Origin of the sequence: Cohnella algarum (assembly GCF_016937515.1) — a bacterium.
Lineage (GTDB): Bacteria > Bacillota > Bacilli > Paenibacillales > Paenibacillaceae > Cohnella > Cohnella algarum.
Genome location: NZ_JAFHKM010000002.1, coordinates 4,687,355 through 4,704,409, shown reverse-complemented (window position 1 = coordinate 4,704,409; position 17,055 = coordinate 4,687,355). Strand labels below are relative to the sequence as shown.

General features: G+C 51.7%; 14 protein-coding genes and 1 riboswitch. Of the genes, 2 read left to right on the top strand and 12 right to left on the bottom strand.

From position 1 onward, the window contains the following. Positions 1 to 13: 13 nt before the first annotated feature. The 3 genes from JW799_RS21180 to JW799_RS21170 form a co-directional block, all read right to left on the bottom strand. Positions 14 to 2,329 carry an FAD-dependent oxidoreductase gene (locus JW799_RS21180; RefSeq protein WP_338026308.1) on the bottom strand — a complete coding sequence of 772 codons (2,316 nt, stop codon included), beginning with the start codon at positions 2,327 to 2,329 and terminating at the stop codon, positions 14 to 16. Positions 2,330 to 2,472: 143 nt separating this feature from the next. Then, the gene (locus JW799_RS21175; RefSeq protein ID WP_080839227.1) at positions 2,473 to 3,084 is read right to left on the bottom strand and encodes a flavin reductase family protein; all 612 of its coding nucleotides are present in this window, start codon (positions 3,082 to 3,084) and stop codon (positions 2,473 to 2,475) included. Between the two features lie 32 nt (positions 3,085 to 3,116). Beyond that, positions 3,117 to 3,293 carry a VOC family protein gene (locus JW799_RS21170; protein ID WP_205431566.1) on the bottom strand — a complete coding sequence of 59 codons (177 nt, stop codon included), beginning with the start codon at positions 3,291 to 3,293 and terminating at the stop codon, positions 3,117 to 3,119. A 72-nt stretch (positions 3,294 to 3,365) separates the two neighbouring features. Here JW799_RS21170 and JW799_RS21165 point away from each other — a divergent pair, with 72 nt between their 5' ends. Continuing rightward, positions 3,366 to 3,740, top strand: coding sequence for a LysM peptidoglycan-binding domain-containing protein (locus tag JW799_RS21165; RefSeq protein WP_080839225.1), 375 nt, complete (start codon positions 3,366 to 3,368; stop codon positions 3,738 to 3,740). Positions 3,741 to 3,923: 183 nt separating this feature from the next. Continuing rightward, complete coding sequence (locus JW799_RS21160) at positions 3,924 to 4,592, top strand: phosphatase PAP2 family protein (protein ID WP_205431565.1); 669 nt, start codon at positions 3,924 to 3,926, stop codon at positions 4,590 to 4,592. Positions 4,593 to 4,611: 19 nt separating this feature from the next. On the opposite strand, the gene JW799_RS21155 is transcribed toward JW799_RS21160, so the two are convergent. From JW799_RS21155 to JW799_RS21115, 9 genes are all read right to left on the bottom strand, one after another. Continuing rightward, positions 4,612 to 5,154 carry a GNAT family N-acetyltransferase gene (locus JW799_RS21155; protein WP_205431564.1) on the bottom strand — a complete coding sequence of 181 codons (543 nt, stop codon included), beginning with the start codon at positions 5,152 to 5,154 and terminating at the stop codon, positions 4,612 to 4,614. 51 nt (positions 5,155 to 5,205) lie between these two features. Beyond that, positions 5,206 to 5,787 carry a DUF1349 domain-containing protein gene (locus JW799_RS21150; RefSeq protein ID WP_205431563.1) on the bottom strand — a complete coding sequence of 194 codons (582 nt, stop codon included), beginning with the start codon at positions 5,785 to 5,787 and terminating at the stop codon, positions 5,206 to 5,208. A 26-nt stretch (positions 5,788 to 5,813) separates the two neighbouring features. After that, positions 5,814 to 5,972, bottom strand: a complete 159-nt coding sequence (locus tag JW799_RS21145; RefSeq protein ID WP_205431562.1) for a hypothetical protein — start codon at positions 5,970 to 5,972, stop codon at positions 5,814 to 5,816. 638 nt (positions 5,973 to 6,610) lie between these two features. Then, positions 6,611 to 10,003, bottom strand: a complete 3,393-nt coding sequence (locus JW799_RS21140) for a collagen binding domain-containing protein (RefSeq protein ID WP_338026307.1) — start codon at positions 10,001 to 10,003, stop codon at positions 6,611 to 6,613. Between the two features lie 529 nt (positions 10,004 to 10,532). After that, a riboswitch (cyclic di-GMP riboswitch) is annotated at positions 10,533 to 10,619 on the bottom strand. A 62-nt stretch (positions 10,620 to 10,681) separates the two neighbouring features. Then, positions 10,682 to 11,053 (bottom strand): iron chaperone, encoded by a 372-nt coding sequence (locus JW799_RS21135; RefSeq protein WP_205431560.1) that lies wholly within the window; start codon positions 11,051 to 11,053, stop codon positions 10,682 to 10,684. Positions 11,054 to 11,192: 139 nt separating this feature from the next. Further along, the gene (locus JW799_RS21130; protein WP_205431558.1) at positions 11,193 to 12,809 is read right to left on the bottom strand and encodes a response regulator transcription factor; all 1,617 of its coding nucleotides are present in this window, start codon (positions 12,807 to 12,809) and stop codon (positions 11,193 to 11,195) included. A gap of 16 nt (positions 12,810 to 12,825) precedes the next feature. Then, positions 12,826 to 14,538, bottom strand: a complete 1,713-nt coding sequence (locus JW799_RS21125; RefSeq protein ID WP_205431557.1) for a sensor histidine kinase — start codon at positions 14,536 to 14,538, stop codon at positions 12,826 to 12,828. Positions 14,539 to 14,572: 34 nt separating this feature from the next. After that, complete coding sequence (locus JW799_RS21120) at positions 14,573 to 16,093, bottom strand: ABC transporter substrate-binding protein (RefSeq protein WP_205431556.1); 1,521 nt, start codon at positions 16,091 to 16,093, stop codon at positions 14,573 to 14,575. 160 nt (positions 16,094 to 16,253) lie between these two features. Continuing rightward, the gene (locus JW799_RS21115; protein ID WP_420830651.1) at positions 16,254 to 17,054 is read right to left on the bottom strand and encodes a carbohydrate ABC transporter permease; all 801 of its coding nucleotides are present in this window, start codon (positions 17,052 to 17,054) and stop codon (positions 16,254 to 16,256) included. Position 17,055 lies beyond the last annotated feature (1 nt).

Genomic DNA, 17,055 nt, shown 5'->3' with positions numbered 1-17,055 from the left:
GGCAAATCGGCCGTTATCGGCTTTCGGGAGCGTAACAGCGAATTTCGCTTACCGCGGCCGATGGATCGCCGTTAGTGGCATAGACGACGACCCTTAGCCGGGAAGCGAAAACGCCGTTCGGAAAATCGTGCGCCCGGCGCTGCCGGAAATTGTCGCGGACGCGGACGAGCTCGCGCCATTCCCCGTTCGCGTAAGCTTCGACCGCATATTCCTTCGGGCATTGCGGATCGCGATAAAATGGCGGATACCCGTGATATTCCCGAAACAGATGCCCGGGGAACGCAAGCTCCACCCGTCCGATCCGGCGGGGCGTTTCCCACTGCAATCCGATCCATTGCGGCAGCGGCCGGGCGGGATCGGAGCGCCACACGTTCGTGAAATCGTAGGGGCGGGCGACGCCGGACAAGACGTTGGATGCCCCGTAGGACGGCTGCGGCGGATCGATCCGGAAGCTGAGCGTCCCCCCGTCGCGATAGCGGCGCATCCGGCCGGCTCCCATCTCGAACGCCGATACGTGGCCCGGCAAAATCGTTCCGGCCATATGCCATTCGACATTCGGATTGGCCATCAGATCCAGTCTCGCATAGGTGCCGGGGACAAGCCCGTCGTCGGCGCCGATCATGACCGGCCACTCGATCCAGACCTTGTTCCCCGGCGGCACGTCGAGCGTCGCCGTCGCCAGCGGAGGATAGGGTTCGGCGCGGTAATCCCAAATATGGTCGACCGGCACAAGCGCCGCCTCCACCTTCTGCACGCTGTCCGTTCCGTTGCTGAGGCAAACGGCCAGCGCGTGAATTTCTTCCGCGCCGACGGCGATCCATTGCCCGCGGCGGCAGGTCAGCGGTTCCGCCGTTTCTTCGAGGGCAAACGGACGGAACCCGCCGGTTCGGTCGGAGCTTTCGGGCCCGACTCCGTAAACGCTTGCCGCGCTGCTCGCCTCGGCATGGGCGACGCGTGCCATATCGCCCGGATCCTCGTTTCGGACGTTCGGCAAGAAGCAGCCGTCGCGCAGCAGCCGCTGCTGCACTTCCGTCATGCAGGCATCCGGCACGTCGGCGACGCCGATGCCGTTTCGGAGCGCGAACGCCGCCGCCGTGCCCGCCGCTTGTCCCATCAGCGCCGTCGTCGCCATGACCCGCACCGTGCCGAGGGCCGCATGGGAGACGCTGACGTTGCGTCCGGCCGTCAGCAAATTGTCGACGTCCTTCGGAATCATAATCCGCAGCGGAATGCCGTACGGCCCGCAATAGCTTTTGATCGCGTAATCGCTTGTTTCGGAATAGCCTTCCGCGCTCGCCGGCTCCGCCGTCGGCGCCAGCAGTCCGCCCGCCGTGTGCAAATCGATGAACCAGCCGCCGTAGGCGATCTCGTCAGGGAATACCGTCTTGTTCGCCGGATCGTGTTCGGTCATGAAGTAGCGGCCGATAATGCGGCGGCTTTCCCGTTTGCCCGGCACCTGGCCGATCCAGTCGAGCGCGTAATTCGCCGCTTTTTCCTTCAGCTCCGGGTCGCGGTTTTTGATCCAGTCCCAAATGCCGAGCGTATGCCGCGTAAGCTCGTGCCGAATTTGCTCGTTGTCGTAAATCGTGTTCCACGGCACGCCGATTTCGATCCACCAGTAGCCGGAGACGAGGTCGTAAAAATGCCGGCCCTGCTTGTAAAAATAGGCGGGATCCTCGTGCTTGACCGCCCACTCCGGCGCGCGGAACGGAACCGGACGGCCCATATCTTTCGCCCGGAAATGAATGGAGCTGCCCATCGTATCCTTGCTCGCCCGCGAGGGCGCGTGCGGTTCGCCGAATTCGTCGCGGCCCTCGGTCCCCCATCGCCATTCGCACCCGGCCTTATCGGCGACGACGCCGTCCCCGGTGCTGTCGATAAACACTTTGCCTTGGACAGTCAGCTCCGTCTCGGCGCCGGCGATTTTGACTTTGACGGCGCTAATCTTGCGCGGACCGTCCATGACGACTTCCGTCACCGTCGAGTTCAAGTGAAACGCCAAATTCGGCGTCGACATCGCCATATCGTACATCGTCATGTCCCATACGCTGTTCGTCCAGCCGTTTTCGCGCACTTTTTCGTGATTGGCGGCGCGTTCCTCCGCCAGCAGCTCCGAAATGATGCCCGTTTCTCTTGCGTAAGCATGAAACTGGGCCGCCCCGTGCGGCGTCACCCGAATTTCCGACGAACTGTTCCCTCCGAACACCGGCCGGTCTTGAATGATGCAGGTGTTCATCCCCTGCCTGGCCGCCGCCACCGCCGCGCAAAACCCCGCCAAACCGCCGCCGCACACGACGACGTCGTACTGCTCCTTTATCGAAACGCTCACGCCGATACCTCCAATGGCTTTCATCGTGCTTCTATTGTAAAAATCGCCGGCTTGAAGGTCGATGAACATATCTTGGGGAAGCAGTGAACATATCCGCTTGCTTCATGCGGCCGCGCTCGGCGGATGGAGAAGTCGGGGCCTGTTTATTCGGGCCGATCCAGCGAAAAAATTTCGCCTAACTTCCCGTAGCTGTTGCCGGCCAGGCGGCTGACCGGCTGCAGCCCCCGCGCGTCGATACGCCCGTCCTGCAGCAGCCCGTCGTCCACGTGGAAGCAAACGACGCGTCCGATCAGCAAATCGCAGGCCGGCTCCTCCTCCGTTCCGCCCAGCGGATAAGCATGCTCCAGCACGCATTCCATGCGGATTTTCGCCTCGGCGACGCCCGGAACGATCACCTTCTCGCTCGGGACCGCCGTCAAGCCCGCGAACGGAAGCTCGCTTTCCTCCGCGGGCAGGTTCGCCGCAGCTTGGTTGGCCGCCTCGACGTTGGCTTCGTCCGTAATATGCACGACAAACGCGCCGGCGGCAATCGCATGGCTCGCGGTATGCTTGGGCCGGCCGTTTTTTCGTTGGACGGATACCGAAATCATCGGCGGGTTGGCCGTTACGATGTTGAAATAGCTGAACGGCGCGGCATTCACGACGCCCGCTTCGGACAACGTCGTCACCAGCGCGATCGGCCTTGGCAAAATGCTGCCGATCAACAGCTTGTAATTGTCGCGCTCGCTTTGTTCCGACGGATCGATAATCGCCATAGTTGAGCCTCCTGTTTTTTCGGTTTGACGCGTCATTGCTTATCCGCATCCAGAACGCGGACGGAGAACGGCGTAAGACTTTGTTCGATTCGGGCGCGATTCGCTTCGAACCAGGCCGGCAGCATCAGCTTTTCGCCAAGCGTCTCCCGCGGCTCGTCCTTTGCGAAGCCGGCGGATCGGTCGCGATATTTGCAGAGGCGAAAATTCATTTTTTCCGTAACCGTTTGCCCGCGCCGCAATATGCTATAGACAAATGACTATTTTTTATTGGAGGTTGCCCGATGGATCGCGGATTTTTTCCCGGCGGAGGTTTCGGCCGCCCCTTCTTTCGTCCGTTCCCGCACCCGTTTTTCCCGAACCGTTTCCTGTTTCCCTTTTTCTTCTTTTCCCCGTTTTTCTTTCCGTTTTTCCGAGACGGCAGCTCGGACGACATGGTCTACGCGCAGCATCAGACGCAGCCCGGGGATTCGCTCGCCTCGATCGGGCACAAGTACAACATGCCGCAAGCCATCCTGGAGGAAGCCAACCCGCATCTCTCCGATCCGAACCAATTGAGAGCCGGCGAGATGGTGTACATTCCCCGCATTTCCAACATGGTTTGTCAAAAAACGTATTCGGAAATGACTACGGCCGCCGCCCCGCAGCAGAAGATGTAATCCCCTCGGCCGTACAGCCGGACAATCGAAAGGGATGTTGCGGATGCGATTCCGCTTCATCCCTTTTTTTCGTGTCGCGAAGTCGACGCAGCCTGATCGCCTCGTCCCTTTGCCAGCTCCCGGTCCCGAACGATATAATATTTAAGGAAAGCTATTAATAGAAGATCGACAAGGGGATTCGGAATGAAGCTGTACCGATTGGGCGCATCCGCCAAAAGAGAATGGGTGATTTCATCCTTGCTGCTCTTTGTTTTCGTGTTTATATTCGCCAGGTTCGCGGACGAATTGGCGGAGAACGGCTTGACCCGTTTTGACCTGTCCATTATCGAGCGGGTACAGGGAATGACGGCTCCGGAGCTAACCGCTATAATGAAAGTGTTGACGTCGCTGGGCTCAACGGCGGCCGTGGTCCTGCTCCTTCTTCTTCTCGTCGTTTTCCTGCTGCGGCAAAAAAAGCGATGGGAAGCCTTGTTCCTGGTCGTTGCCGCCGGCGGAGGCGGACTTTTCAACCTGCTGCTCAAGCGGACTTTCGAACGTCCGAGACCGGATATCCAGCGATTGATTGAAATCACCGGGTACAGCTTTCCGAGCGGACATTCCATGATTGCCGTCATCTTCTATGGAATGCTGGGGATTTTCTGCTCCATGTACGTAAAGTCGGGATTTTTAAAAATCTTCATCGGCGGCATGGCGATTGTCCTGATTTTGATGATCGGCCTGAGCCGCGTCTATTTAGGCGTGCATTATCCCAGCGACGTCATCGCGGGCTTCGCCGCCGGCGGGGCCTGGCTGTTGATCTGTCTTATGGGCTGGCGAACGGTTATGAACGTTCAATTTCACGATAGAGATTGAAGGGGAACCGATTTTCCTCTTACCTTGCGAACGAACGACGGTGAAACTCCCCGATCCAGCGGAACAACGTTTCTCCTCTATCGCTTACGCGCCAATCGGCGACTAAAGGCAAATACATGGCGCGATACGTTTCGGGAACCCAAATGTACTTATGAACGTAATCGGTCAAGACGAATCCGCAGCGCTGCCAAAAACGGATTCGGGCTTCGTTTTCTGGGCCGGGTTCCGCTTCCGCCTCGAGAATGATCGCTTGAAACCGCTTCTCCGATCGGGCCCAGTCGGCAATATTCCGCACGAACCGGCTCCCGATCCCGCGCTCCCGTTTCGCTTCCGCCACCGCCAAATAGTCGATGAGCAGCGCGTTCCCTTGCGGTATGTTGCCTGTCATGGCCATCGCCGCCACTTCGGTTTCCGTGCTTTCCGTATGCAAATAACTTAGTCGCCGTTCGAACATCGCCCGAATGACGGCATCCGGTTTCCGGCTAGGAAACGCCTCCCGATAGATCCGCAAAGCCGCTTCGCCGTGAGGCGCTTCCAATCTGTCGAATGTGCTGAATATCATCGCGACCGCTCCTTGGGCTTGCTCTTGCCGGATCGACGCCCCCTCTCCCAGCTAAGTATGTTCCTCCCACCGGCACGGTTCTATTCCAAACTCGGTAAATATCGCCTCGAACGACGAGTCCTCCGGACTGCATGCGTAAACGCCGAACCGGATCGCTTCGCCCCCTTCAAGCAATCGGAAAATGCGCATCTGCCGGTAATTCGTCCCGTCGTATGAGGCTTCAATGAGATAATCGCTTCGCCGGCGGCTGACCCGATAAAAAATCGAACGGATGCCGGCAGGAATGTCCGTCGTGGCCCAATCCGAGTACCCCCGATTCGTGACGACGCTGCCGAGTCGTTGGAACGTCTCGTTTTCATATTCGGTCGAGGCTTTGAACCAGTTGTCGCTGTCTAGGTACACCAAAATGCCGCATTGGTCGTATCGTCTTTTGCTCTCGAACTCCGTCTTGACCGAAAACGTAAAAAACGGGTCCGTCGTCTCGGTCAGCAGGGCAGGCGCGTTATCGTTTTGAAAGCCGTAGTACGTGCGCTGCCATAAATCGGTGCACGGCTCGGTCCGAAGGACGACTCGGCCGGGATCGAACTGATACGTTTGCGGCTCGTTAAGCCAGCGGAATTGATCGATTTTCATTTTCCCTCCAAGTTCCGGTTCCGGGTTCATTTCTCTACAATAACCAAAGACAAAGAAGCGTTGTTTCCTCCGTTGCTCATCGCTCTTTGACTGACGACTTTCCACCCGTCCGCCAAATACTGGTTCAGCTCCTCGAGATTGTTTTTCTTCTCGGTCAAAAAATAGACAATGATGGCTTTCTGCATGATTTTACCTCTTTCATCCCTTAAGTTTCGAGGCGAAAAGCATTTCCATTATACCATGGGTTACATCGGCTGGTAATATAAAGAAACCTGCGCCCCTGAGTCTGCAAAATTGCCCCCATCAGGCCTTTCTCTATGCGCTTTTGTGTGATTTTTCATTCAAGAACCCTTCATTTGCCGCTTTTATGATGATATTTGTACGATTTATCATACAAAGTCGGCCCGTCAGACGGTTCCGCATACATTTTTGTATGATATTTCGTATAAATCTGTCTGCGGGACCGTACCGCCCCTCATATCAAGGCTTCTTTGAATTGTGACTTTCATTACATGAACCGGATACTTTGCGCATTAAAATAGAAATCAAGAATTCGGGATTGGAGGACACACAAATGAAGACGGAATGGATGTCGAACCTGCTCTCGATCGGCGAAAGCGTGGGAAAGACGGCTTCGGTAGGCGGTCATCTGATTGCAGACAAGATAAGCGTTTATGGCTTCTTCGTCGTCTGCCTTTTATTCGTGGGCTGCTTTCTGACGGTTCCGGCGCTAATCTACGAGAAATATTACAAAGTCGATTCTTTAAAAAAGCTCCCCCTGCCCTGCTTCCAGGACAAGGGGAGCCGAAGCGCCGCTAACGAGTTATCGTTTCATCATGTGTCTACGGCCTGCCCATACGCCGAGGGCGATCAGCCCGAAACCCGCCAAATAGAACGGATAGCGGCTTGCTTCGCCGGTTTTCGGAAGCGTCTTGACCGGATTATCCGATGTCGGAGCTTGCGTTTCCGGTTCGCCTCCGCCGAGCGGCAATTCCTCCTCTTCGATTTCGACGACAGGCTCTTGATCGGGCTCCGGAACGTCCGTCGAAGGCGTGTCAGGCAATGTCGGTTCGCCTTTCGGGATCTCTTCATCCGGTACTTCCACTTCTTCGGTTGGCGTCCCTGGTTGAGTTGTCTGCGGCTGCTCCGGATTGTTGTCCGTCGGAACCGGTATTTCCGGAACCGATGGACCGCTTGGAGTTTCGGGATTCTCCGATCCGTTATCCGGATTTTCTGATCCGTTATCGGGATTCTCCGATCCACCATCTGGATTATCCGATCCGTCATCCGGATTCTCCGATCCATCATCGGGATTATCCGATCCGTCATCCGGATTCTCCGTTCCATCATCGGGATTCTCCGATCCGTTGTCCGGATTTTCGGGTTCGGAAGGCTCGCCAGGGTCAACCGGCTCTTCCTTGCGGTTCGTAACAATTAGTTTCTTCACATGTCCTTGGCTTACGATACTGGAGTCGATCGTTACGTTTCGTTCAGCCTGCTCGATCGTATAGCCTTCCGGAGCTTCCAGCTCCTTCAAAATATAATCGTCGTACAGCAGCTTTGTAAACAGGATTTTGCCGTCGGCATCCGTCGTTTTGACGATCGCCGCCCGTTTGCCCGCCGCATCGTAAAGTGCGAACTTCGCTCCCGAAAGCGGCTTCGCCGGATCGTCCTGATCGACCTTCGTCACTTCCAGGCTGCCCGTGACGCCGCCGCCCGAACCGGAGCCGGAGGAAGTGCGGACAATGATCTCTTCCGTCGTTTCCCTAAGCTCGGTCTTCAGCTGATCTCCTTCGAGCGCCACCTTATTTTGCACGGTTTCTTTATCTCCGGCGGTAATAAACGATTGGTATTCCAAAATATAGGCCGTGGAGATGTCTTCCGCGAACCTCAATTCAAACGTCTCTTGATCTCCGTCAAGCCTGGAGATGGTCAACGCATAGCCCTTCCCTTTCGTCAACTCTTCGGCTTTGACCGCATCGCCGTTTGCGCCGATTTCGGTAGCGTACAGGCGGAACGAATCCTCGATCAAAACCTGATTCGCGCTTGGATAGTCGATGATTCTGGCGTTGGAAATATGCGACTGGCCTTCATTGATACGAATCGACCAATCGATTTTGCTTCCGTTTTGTCCGCCGCTTTTCGTCACATATTCGCCGCCGTGGGGAACCGTCACGCTGGCATTCCATGTCGCCGTTTTATTGCTGCCATTCCACAGCTCGGCAGTATTATCGATATTTTTGACAATCAACGTACCCTGCAGCGATGTTTTGAACTCTATCCAGTAGGCGGATGAGATCGGGCGGGTAAAATGAATGGACAGCCGGTTGCCGTTCGCTTCGGACGGTTCCGTCACCTCGTACAGGTTAGCCGGTACTTCAACGTCCTTGGCAACGCCATTGCGTCCTCCCGTCAGTTTCATCTCATACACCTTGACCGAATCCGGAACAAGCTTCTGGTTCTGTTTCAGAACATCCGTTACGATTGCATCGGCAATCGGATCGAGATTGTAGTTCAACTTGATGTTCCACGTAATTTCTTTTTCGACCGGATTGTAGCTGCCGTCTTTGCCGCCGTTATTTTTCGTATATTCGTCAGCGGAAAAACTTGCGCTCCGTTCGATCGGTCCTTGTTCCTTGCCGTTTTCAAGCCACGTCATCGAAGCTTTGTTGATAAAATTCCCATTCCTGTTTTTCAGCCAGCCGATGTTAAACTTCGTTTCATACTCGATCGTATACGTGGTGTCGATGGTTTTGGCGAACTTGATGACAAAGCCGGCGCGCACTTGATCGTATTCCACTTTATAATCGCTCGAAGGAACGGTTTTCCCGTCGGCTTTTACGATCACCGAATTCGGAACGAATTCGAGACCGTTATTCGGGAACGTATCCGTAATTACCACGTTGTCCATGCTGTATTTGCTTCCGTCCGGCTTTTTATCGCCGTTGACCGTAATTTGCCACTTTGCCGTTTTACCGGCGAAATTGACATTCGAGACGCCTTTCGCCAACGCGCGGCTTTGTTGGGCCGGGGTTGTCGCTTCTTTGGACGATTCGCCCGAAACGACTTTATTTTTGACCTGCTGGCCTTCGGCGCTCAATCGATCGACCGGCTTCGTTTGGTAAACGATCGTATACGGCGAATCGATATCCTGGTTGAACTGAAGTTTGAACCCGTTCGCGCCCGTCGCTTCGGCCATATAATCATCCGCAGAAAGCAAATCTTTGGCATTCGTCGAATTCCCTTTATACACCTTCAGCGAATCGGCAATCCACGTATGAATCGAATTGAATTCATCCGTGATGACCGCTTGGTCTTTCGGAATCTGTTTTTCGTTGAAGTTGTATTTCACCGTCCAAGTGACGATTCCGGTATCTTTATCTTCGCGATACGATTTGGTCAAAAATTCTCCGCGATCCACCGTTACCGATGCGGTCGCTTTCGCTTCTTCCCTGTCATCGCCGGACAGAACGGCGGTATTTTCAAACTTCACCTTGCCCGACGGCCCGTCGGTCAGCTTCGTCGAGAAACGAATCTCATACGCCTTGCCGATCGTCTCATCCGCGAACGCAAGCTCAAGTTTGGCGCCGTTATTCGTAGCGACCGCAACCTTGCTGTCCTCTACCTTGTCGCCAAGGAGCGTCGATCCGTCTCCGTTCACTTGCAAGTAATAAACCTCGACAGAACCGTCGATAAGCTCCAGACCCTCTGGCATTGCATCGGTGACGACCGCATGTTTGATTTTGTCAAGCGTCGTATTGATCTTGACGGTCCAGTTTATCTGATTTTTGCCGACCGCATTTCCTTGCTTTTCGATCAGCTTTCCGCCCTGCGGCTTCAGGCGAACGATTACGGTCTGCTCGCCGCTTCTTACGGGAATGGCGATTATGATTTCCGTGCTGCCTTTAATGAGTTCCTTCCTGAATTCCGTGCGAATTTCCAGCTTGCCGCTTACGTTGGAATGGTTCTCCACGTAATCGTTGAAGGTCATGACGACCTTTCCGTTCCGATCGACCGTAAATCGGCCTACCTCGCCTTGATCGGAAACGAGCGGTTCGTTAATGTCGGTAAAAATTTCAAACTGCGTCGGCAGCTCGAAGGTAAACGTATCCCCGGCCTTGTAGCCGTGTCCGTTCGGAAGCTCCCATTCGTAGCTGAGATTGACAGCTGCGCCGATATCCAAACTGCTGTCCGGATGATACACGGCATCGATCACGGAACCGTTCGTATCGGTTAACACAACTTTTGTTAAAATATTATCCGAATGAACGACTGGCGATGTCGGGTTATAGACGCTATACGTCACACCATATACGGATTCCTGCACGCTTGTCGCAGCATGGGTCGTCCAGGCCGATGCGCCAAGCAGCGTTTGGAAAAGGAGCAACAGGGCCACAGCGAATGCACTTGCTTTTTTCTTCATAGTCTCTCCCTCGTTCTCTTCATCACCCTCATACTATTGGTTCCGATCTTGCCTTTCGTGCGCAAATCGCACCATGCACCCATCGGACGGTACCGATAAGGGACCATCGAGCTCATCACCTCCGCCATTTCCTATTGGCGCATGACTCCTTGCGCTTGATAGTTTTTCAGAACCAAATGGGCTTTCGCCATTGTAGCACCAGAAACTGTACATTTTCTAAACAAATCCAAATAAGCCTTGGACTAGAGTCCAAAGCTTGATTTCCTGCAAGATTTAATTTGAAATAACAGCAAGTCCAATAAAAACAAAAAAAGCGTCTTCGTTCGGTAGCTGGCTGCCATTGACATCATGTCATGAAGGCCCTATAGCTTTGCGTCCTTGCCTTTCGACAAGTTTGCCGTTATCGTGAGTAGCTTTGTGAACTTATCATATCAAAAATCCAGGCTTCTATCAAGTAAAAAATCCCATTCTTTATTTCCGCCAAAACGTCGGACAGTCCGCCTTATCCAAAATATTGAATTCAATGAATTTCTCAAGCAGAGCGAATTCAACCGGACTCCCCCACGGGATACGGACCAACTCGTTGGTGTGATCGTAGCCGGACTGGACAATTTCATCCGAAAAATGCTGCATCCCTGCCCGTTCGGGGGCGACGGCCAAATGACGTTTGGAAACGCTGAAGCCAATAATAAAGGTGTCGTGATCGGTAAACATAGGCTGATTCCACGCCAGTTTGGGCGCTAAATTCGGAAATTTTTTCGTTACCCAAGCCAAAACCTCTTCCGTTCGGGCCCGATGTTCCGGATTATCGATGCGCGCTAAATATTCTGCGAAAACTTCCATGACGTTCCCTCCTTCTTTTGATTCCTCACTCGTCCTTCATTTTATTCAATTTCAATTCCTTTAGCAAAAGATCGAGACGAGCAATGATTCGTTCTTGATTTTCAATTTGTTTTTTATGCAGCATATAGGTGCTGCCACTTCATAAATGGTTCTTAAACTCCTGCGGCGTCATCCCGTACTGGGATTTGAACAGTTTAATAAAATACTGCGGTTTCTGATAGCCGACTTCGTGCGCAATTTGACTGATTTTCAAATCCTTGTGCTTCAACAATTGTACCGCTTTTTCCATTCGCAGGCGAAGGACGTAGTTGGAGAAGTTCTCTCCGGCCTCCTGCTTGAATAAGTTGGATACGTATACGGGATGCAGGTGGACATGATCGGCTACCGCTTGAAGGGTGATCTCCTTTATATTCCCTTGGATGAATCGGCGAATCCGTTGCATCAAGTCGGAACGTATATTGTCCGAATAGCTGTCGCTGTACGCTTTGATTTGTACATAGCTGCCGAAAGCCCATTCCTTCAAAGGTTCCACGCTCCAGCTTGCATCGATTTTCAGCATCTTCTCGATGTCTCTGCCAAATACATCAAAAATCCGTTTGCCTTTTTTGTGCAAATAATAGGAGTATGCATGCAGCAACGCAACATAGATTTCAACCCCGTATTCACGGGCCCCGCTGCCTGCTCCTTCGAGCTCGTCGAATATCCGGGTCAGCTTGTTCTCGAATGCCGTCCACTGCTCGATTTCGATTAACTCCATTAACGTTTGGGAACGGTAAAGCTCCGTAAACGGCCGAATGTCGAACGCTTCTTTCTTTTGCGTTACTTGAAAAAAACTTTCCGTCTGGTAGCCGATATAATCGGTATAGATCGATAATGCGGAGTGGTACATGGACAGGATGTCTTTTGGAAACTCCCCCCAATTGCTTTGGACAATGGACACTTTCGATTTTAAATATAATTTGATTTGATGCTGGGAGAGCCGGGCCAGGTCCTCAATCATAACGGCGGAGCGATCGGGATCCGATTGTTCGATTTGTTTCGATTGAACCAGGAAAATCAAATAATCGTACGAATCTTTGCAATAGATCACATGAAATTGACTCGAAAATACTTCTTCTACAATATTAAACATGGCATATTCGATCAACGAGAGGCTGTACAGATCCGTATTCGAGTTATCCTCCTCCACTCTCATGCATAAGAGGATGGCTTCCCTTTCGGCTTGAATGGGCAGCTCGACCAGCTGGATCTTGTCCTTCAAAACGGATAGGGGGTAATTTTTGCCGGACAGCAAATCGAACAAGAACATCTCTCTTAATTTGGGCAAGCTTTCTTTGAACCGGTAATAAAATTTTTGCTGATTCAGGAGCGCATTTCCTTCTTGCGTAATCTTGTTTATAATATGGCGAAGCGTTTTTTCCAAGTCCTCGTTCGATACCGGCTTCAGTAAATAATCGCATACTTGCTGCTGGATGGCTTCCTTCGCATATTGAAATTCATCATATCCGGTTAAAATAACCGCCTTTGTGTTTTTCCATTTCTCATTTATTCGAGCGATCAATTCGAGTCCGGTCATTCCGTTCATTTGGATATCCGTGACCACAATATCAACGGAACGGTAATTTAGCAGCTCCAGGGCCTCCTCGCCGGAATAGGCTTTGTAGACATTAGAGACCCCCATTAGCTCCCACGGAAGCCCGATCGCCAGACTGTCAACCAAGTGCGTGTGATCGTCCACGATCAAGATTTCGTACATTTTTGTTCCTCCTTCGTCAAGACACGTCTTCCATATCGCTCCAACATAATGCTGCGCAAAGTCCGCCCAATTTCGATTTGCTCAACCGCAATCCCGAGCCGCTGCCATACATTAAACGCAGACGTTGATGAACGTTTTTCAGCCCGGATTCCACTTCTTCGTTATTCGTATAAATTTTCTTTCTCATCGACTCGATAAAGGAATGATCAACCCCCGCGCCCGTATCCTCGACCGCTATATGGTTCATGCGTTCTTCCCTCCAGCATCGGATTCGAATCATTCCGTATTCCGATTGATTTTTGAACGCATGGAGGATTACATTTTCAACAAGCGGCTGTACAATCAACCGTGGAACCCGTATATCTTCCATCTGCGGCTCGGTCTCGATCTGGAATTCAAAATCGTCTCTCAGCATGCAATGGATTTCCAGATAAAAACTCACCAAGTCCAGTTCCTCTTTCAGCCGCACCATCTTGTTCCCCGTTTTGGTCGTATACCGATAGTACTTGCTCAAGTTCATGGTCATCGAAATGGCGGCTCTGTTTTCATTCAACTCGATCATGCTTTTGATGTAAGCAAGCGTATTGTAGAGAAAGTGCGGGTTGATCTGCGATTGCAGCTGCTTCAGCGTCGCTTCCTTCGACCGGAGCTGTTCTTTATAAACATTCTCAATCAACTCCTCGATTTTGGACGCCATGGAATTGAATCTTTCATAAAGAAAACGGTACTCCCCTTTGGGCTTGTCTTCCATGCGAATGGAATAAATCCCCTTCTCAATCAAATTCATGTTCCGAATCAGTTTCCGGAATGGAATCTGAATATTGCGATACATGACAAAGGCAAGATAGGCCCCCATAAACAGAAGCATGCCGCTTATCGCATAAAACATCATCCGGTTTCGGCTGATCGGCGCCATAATTTGACTGATGGGCACATAATCAACCAAATACCAGCCTAATGAATCCAGTTTTTGATAGTGGACCTGAAATCTCGTATTGTCGGATTCAAGCAACAAATATCCGCTATCCGCCGAAGAATCAAGCCCCTTGAGATCGGGAAGAAATTCGTCAATCTGATCAAAATTAACGGAATAATTGTAAATAGGATCCTCTTCCGGATGGTACAGAAAGGGATCCCCCGAACCGTTCGCTTTAAATTCGGTTAAAGCGCTGCGCAAGGCGGCCACGCCGAACTTAAGCACGACTCTCATATGCGCCTCGCCCGATTCCGCAGCGTTATCCGGATAAGACAAGATTTCCATGAAATAATCCTCATGGGGATCGGAATAGTATTGCCAAAACGTATCCTGTGCGGGAAGTTTATTTGGAAGCGCATTCAAACTGGAACTGCTTTTAATGACGTTTCCGGTACGAGGGTAGACGACCGCGATGACGGCTTTCCAATCGCCATAACCGGCAAGCCGATTAATTTCCTCCGAGACGGTTCGATTGATTCTATATTTATTCAAAACATCGTCAAGCAAATCGGGATACGCTAAATTGCGCACATCCGTACTTTCATACAACATTTTCTGATAGGTATCGAATTGGAAAAACAGCTGATCCAGTTGGCTTGCGAACGTTTCGATCTGATATCGCTTCACTTTAATAATTTCGTCAGTCAATACGCCCGTGCTTGTTCGATTCGATACCACAAACAGGAGCAAAATCGGGATAAGCAAAATAAACAAAGTAGCGATCAGTTTCGTGAATATGCTGAATCTGCTCAAGATCGAATCGTCCTCTCAAAATCGGGCTCGGCATCTAATGTTGGAGTCGGAATTCCGAGTACTGTTTTTTTAATTCGGCAAAGACAAGGTCAAAGCCTGCCTTTTTGAGAGCTGCGATGGCATCTTCATAATATTGTTCATAGCTGGCCAAGCCAAAATTGATGGGCTCGAATTTTTCCTTGTAAACCGCCATGACCTGCGCGATCTCATTTTTGACGGGCGCCTCGTTAAAATGAAACCCGAACAGCTTGGAAATGCGGGAGTTCTCGTCATTCGTCAGCATATCCTGGATGATGTCATCCTCTACGCCGGCAGGCGGGATAAAATAGTCCTTGTTTCGCCACATCCATTCGTAAATGAACTGGTCATTCGTCAAAAACTCGATTTTCCCTTGTTCCAGTTCGTAGTCCTTTCCCTCAACCCCGTAAATAATGAAACGATAATTTTCTTTGCTGCGCAGAATCCAATTCATAAACATCATCGCGCGTTCGGGATTTTCCGACGCAGCCGTAATCATAAAGGCTTCATTGCTGGGGGTCGTAATGAACTTGGGCTTTTCCTTGGCCAGATAATACTCCCGAAGCCTGGCATTCGGATCGGCGTTCCGTGCCGTTTGCAGGTTCTCCATCGCCCTGGAGACCGCACCTACGCGAAAAAGGAGCTTTCCCGCATTTTCCTGATCGATCTTCGCCGCCGGATTGCCTACCAGATTCTGGTCAATTATACCCTTCTCCACCCATGACTCGCGTAATTGAGCCACCTTTTTGTATAAATCGGACTCCACATAGCTCAGCATTTCCCCGGAATCTTCATCCACCATAAATAACATTCGCTCATCCAACGAGGAGTAGTTTCGATCCGTTAACTCGCGCCACAACATTTCATGCCCTCGGTCGGTTTCCAAATACCCGTAATAACTTGGATCGATGGCGTGCATCCTTTCAAAAAACCGTTCCAAATCGGCAATTGTGTTTACCTCCGACATGCCGACCTTCTCCAGCAAATCCTGGCGAACCATAACGGAGGAGAATTTCCCGGCGGACGTAAAGGCTTGAGACGGTATCGCCCAAAGCTTCCCGTCGATCCGGTTCTGCTCGAAGTTTTCTTCGGGAATCTGTTCGACGAGATCCCGCCCATATTGGTCGAGAAGCTTGTCTAACGGCTGAATATAACCTTTCGTGTGATAAACGGAGACGAATGGCGCGCCGTACCAGAACAAATCGTAATCTCCTCCGGTCGACAAGGCCAGTTCCAGTTTTTGCTGGTAATTGGACCACGGAATATAAGTCAATTCAAGCTTCATATTTAAATCTTGCTTAAGCCGATCATTCAATTCATTCTCGACGAAGTCCGCCATTCGAGCCGACTGATCGCCTGGCATAATCACCTTCAAAGCGACAAATGATTCCGGCACGTCTCCCTCCGGCCGATCCGCGCCGTCGGCATTGTCGAATCGAGGCGAATCGGACAAGTCGGGGCCGATATATTTACTGTACAGGACGTACGTCAGAGACATGAAAAGTATCGCAACCATGCCCATGACGGCAGGTTTCATCAAGCGCTGCCTCCTTTACGATAGAGCCTCTAGCTAGCCTACACCTATTCTATCAAAGCGCGCTGCCGCCATGAAGGTGCCTGCCATAAAGACAGGAACAGGAGCACATGCATTTGAATGTCATGTGCCCCGATTCCATCCAACATTCGGTTATCCCGATTTACCCTTTATGCGCACTGAAGGCGACGCCTTCGATAAACTGCTTTTGAAAGATAAAAAAGAGGACGATCATCGGAACGACCGCCATGAAGGCCCCTGCCATCAATACCGGGTAATCCGTCCCAAACATGGAAACGAGTGTCGCGATGCCTGACGACAAGGTCATCTTCTCGGGCGAGCTGTTAATGATGAGCGGCCATTGCAGCTCGTTCCATGCCCACTGCAGTTGAATGATGACAATGGCGACTAAAGCCGACCTGACTAAAGGAAGCATAATATGCCAATAAATTTGAAATGGATTGCAGCCGTCCAACACGGCCGCTTCTTCCAATTCTTTAGATATGGACAAGAAAAATTGCCTTAAAAGAAAGGTAGCAAACGGGCTGATCAACGAGGTAATCCAAAGCGCAGTAACCGTATTGACCAGGCCCAAGTCGCTCATCATCATATATTGCGGCGTATAAAAAACAGGATTGGGCACCATCATGACCGACAGAATCACGACAAAAAGAATCGAACTTCCCGGAAACCTGATCCGGGCGAAGGCATATGCCGCCATCGAGCTAAAGATGACCGGAAACACGGTCTTCATGAAAGCCGTGAACACGGTATTCAAATAGTAATATGGAAATTCCGATTGCTTGATCGCCTCGATATATCCTCTTAAGCTGGGGGCCTCGGGAAAATAACGGATCGGAATTTGCGTGGCTTCCGTCGTTGTCTTCAGCGAAGTGAGCACCATCCATACAAAGGGTACGAGCATGGCGACGGCGCTGATGATCAGAATGATATGAACGATCAAG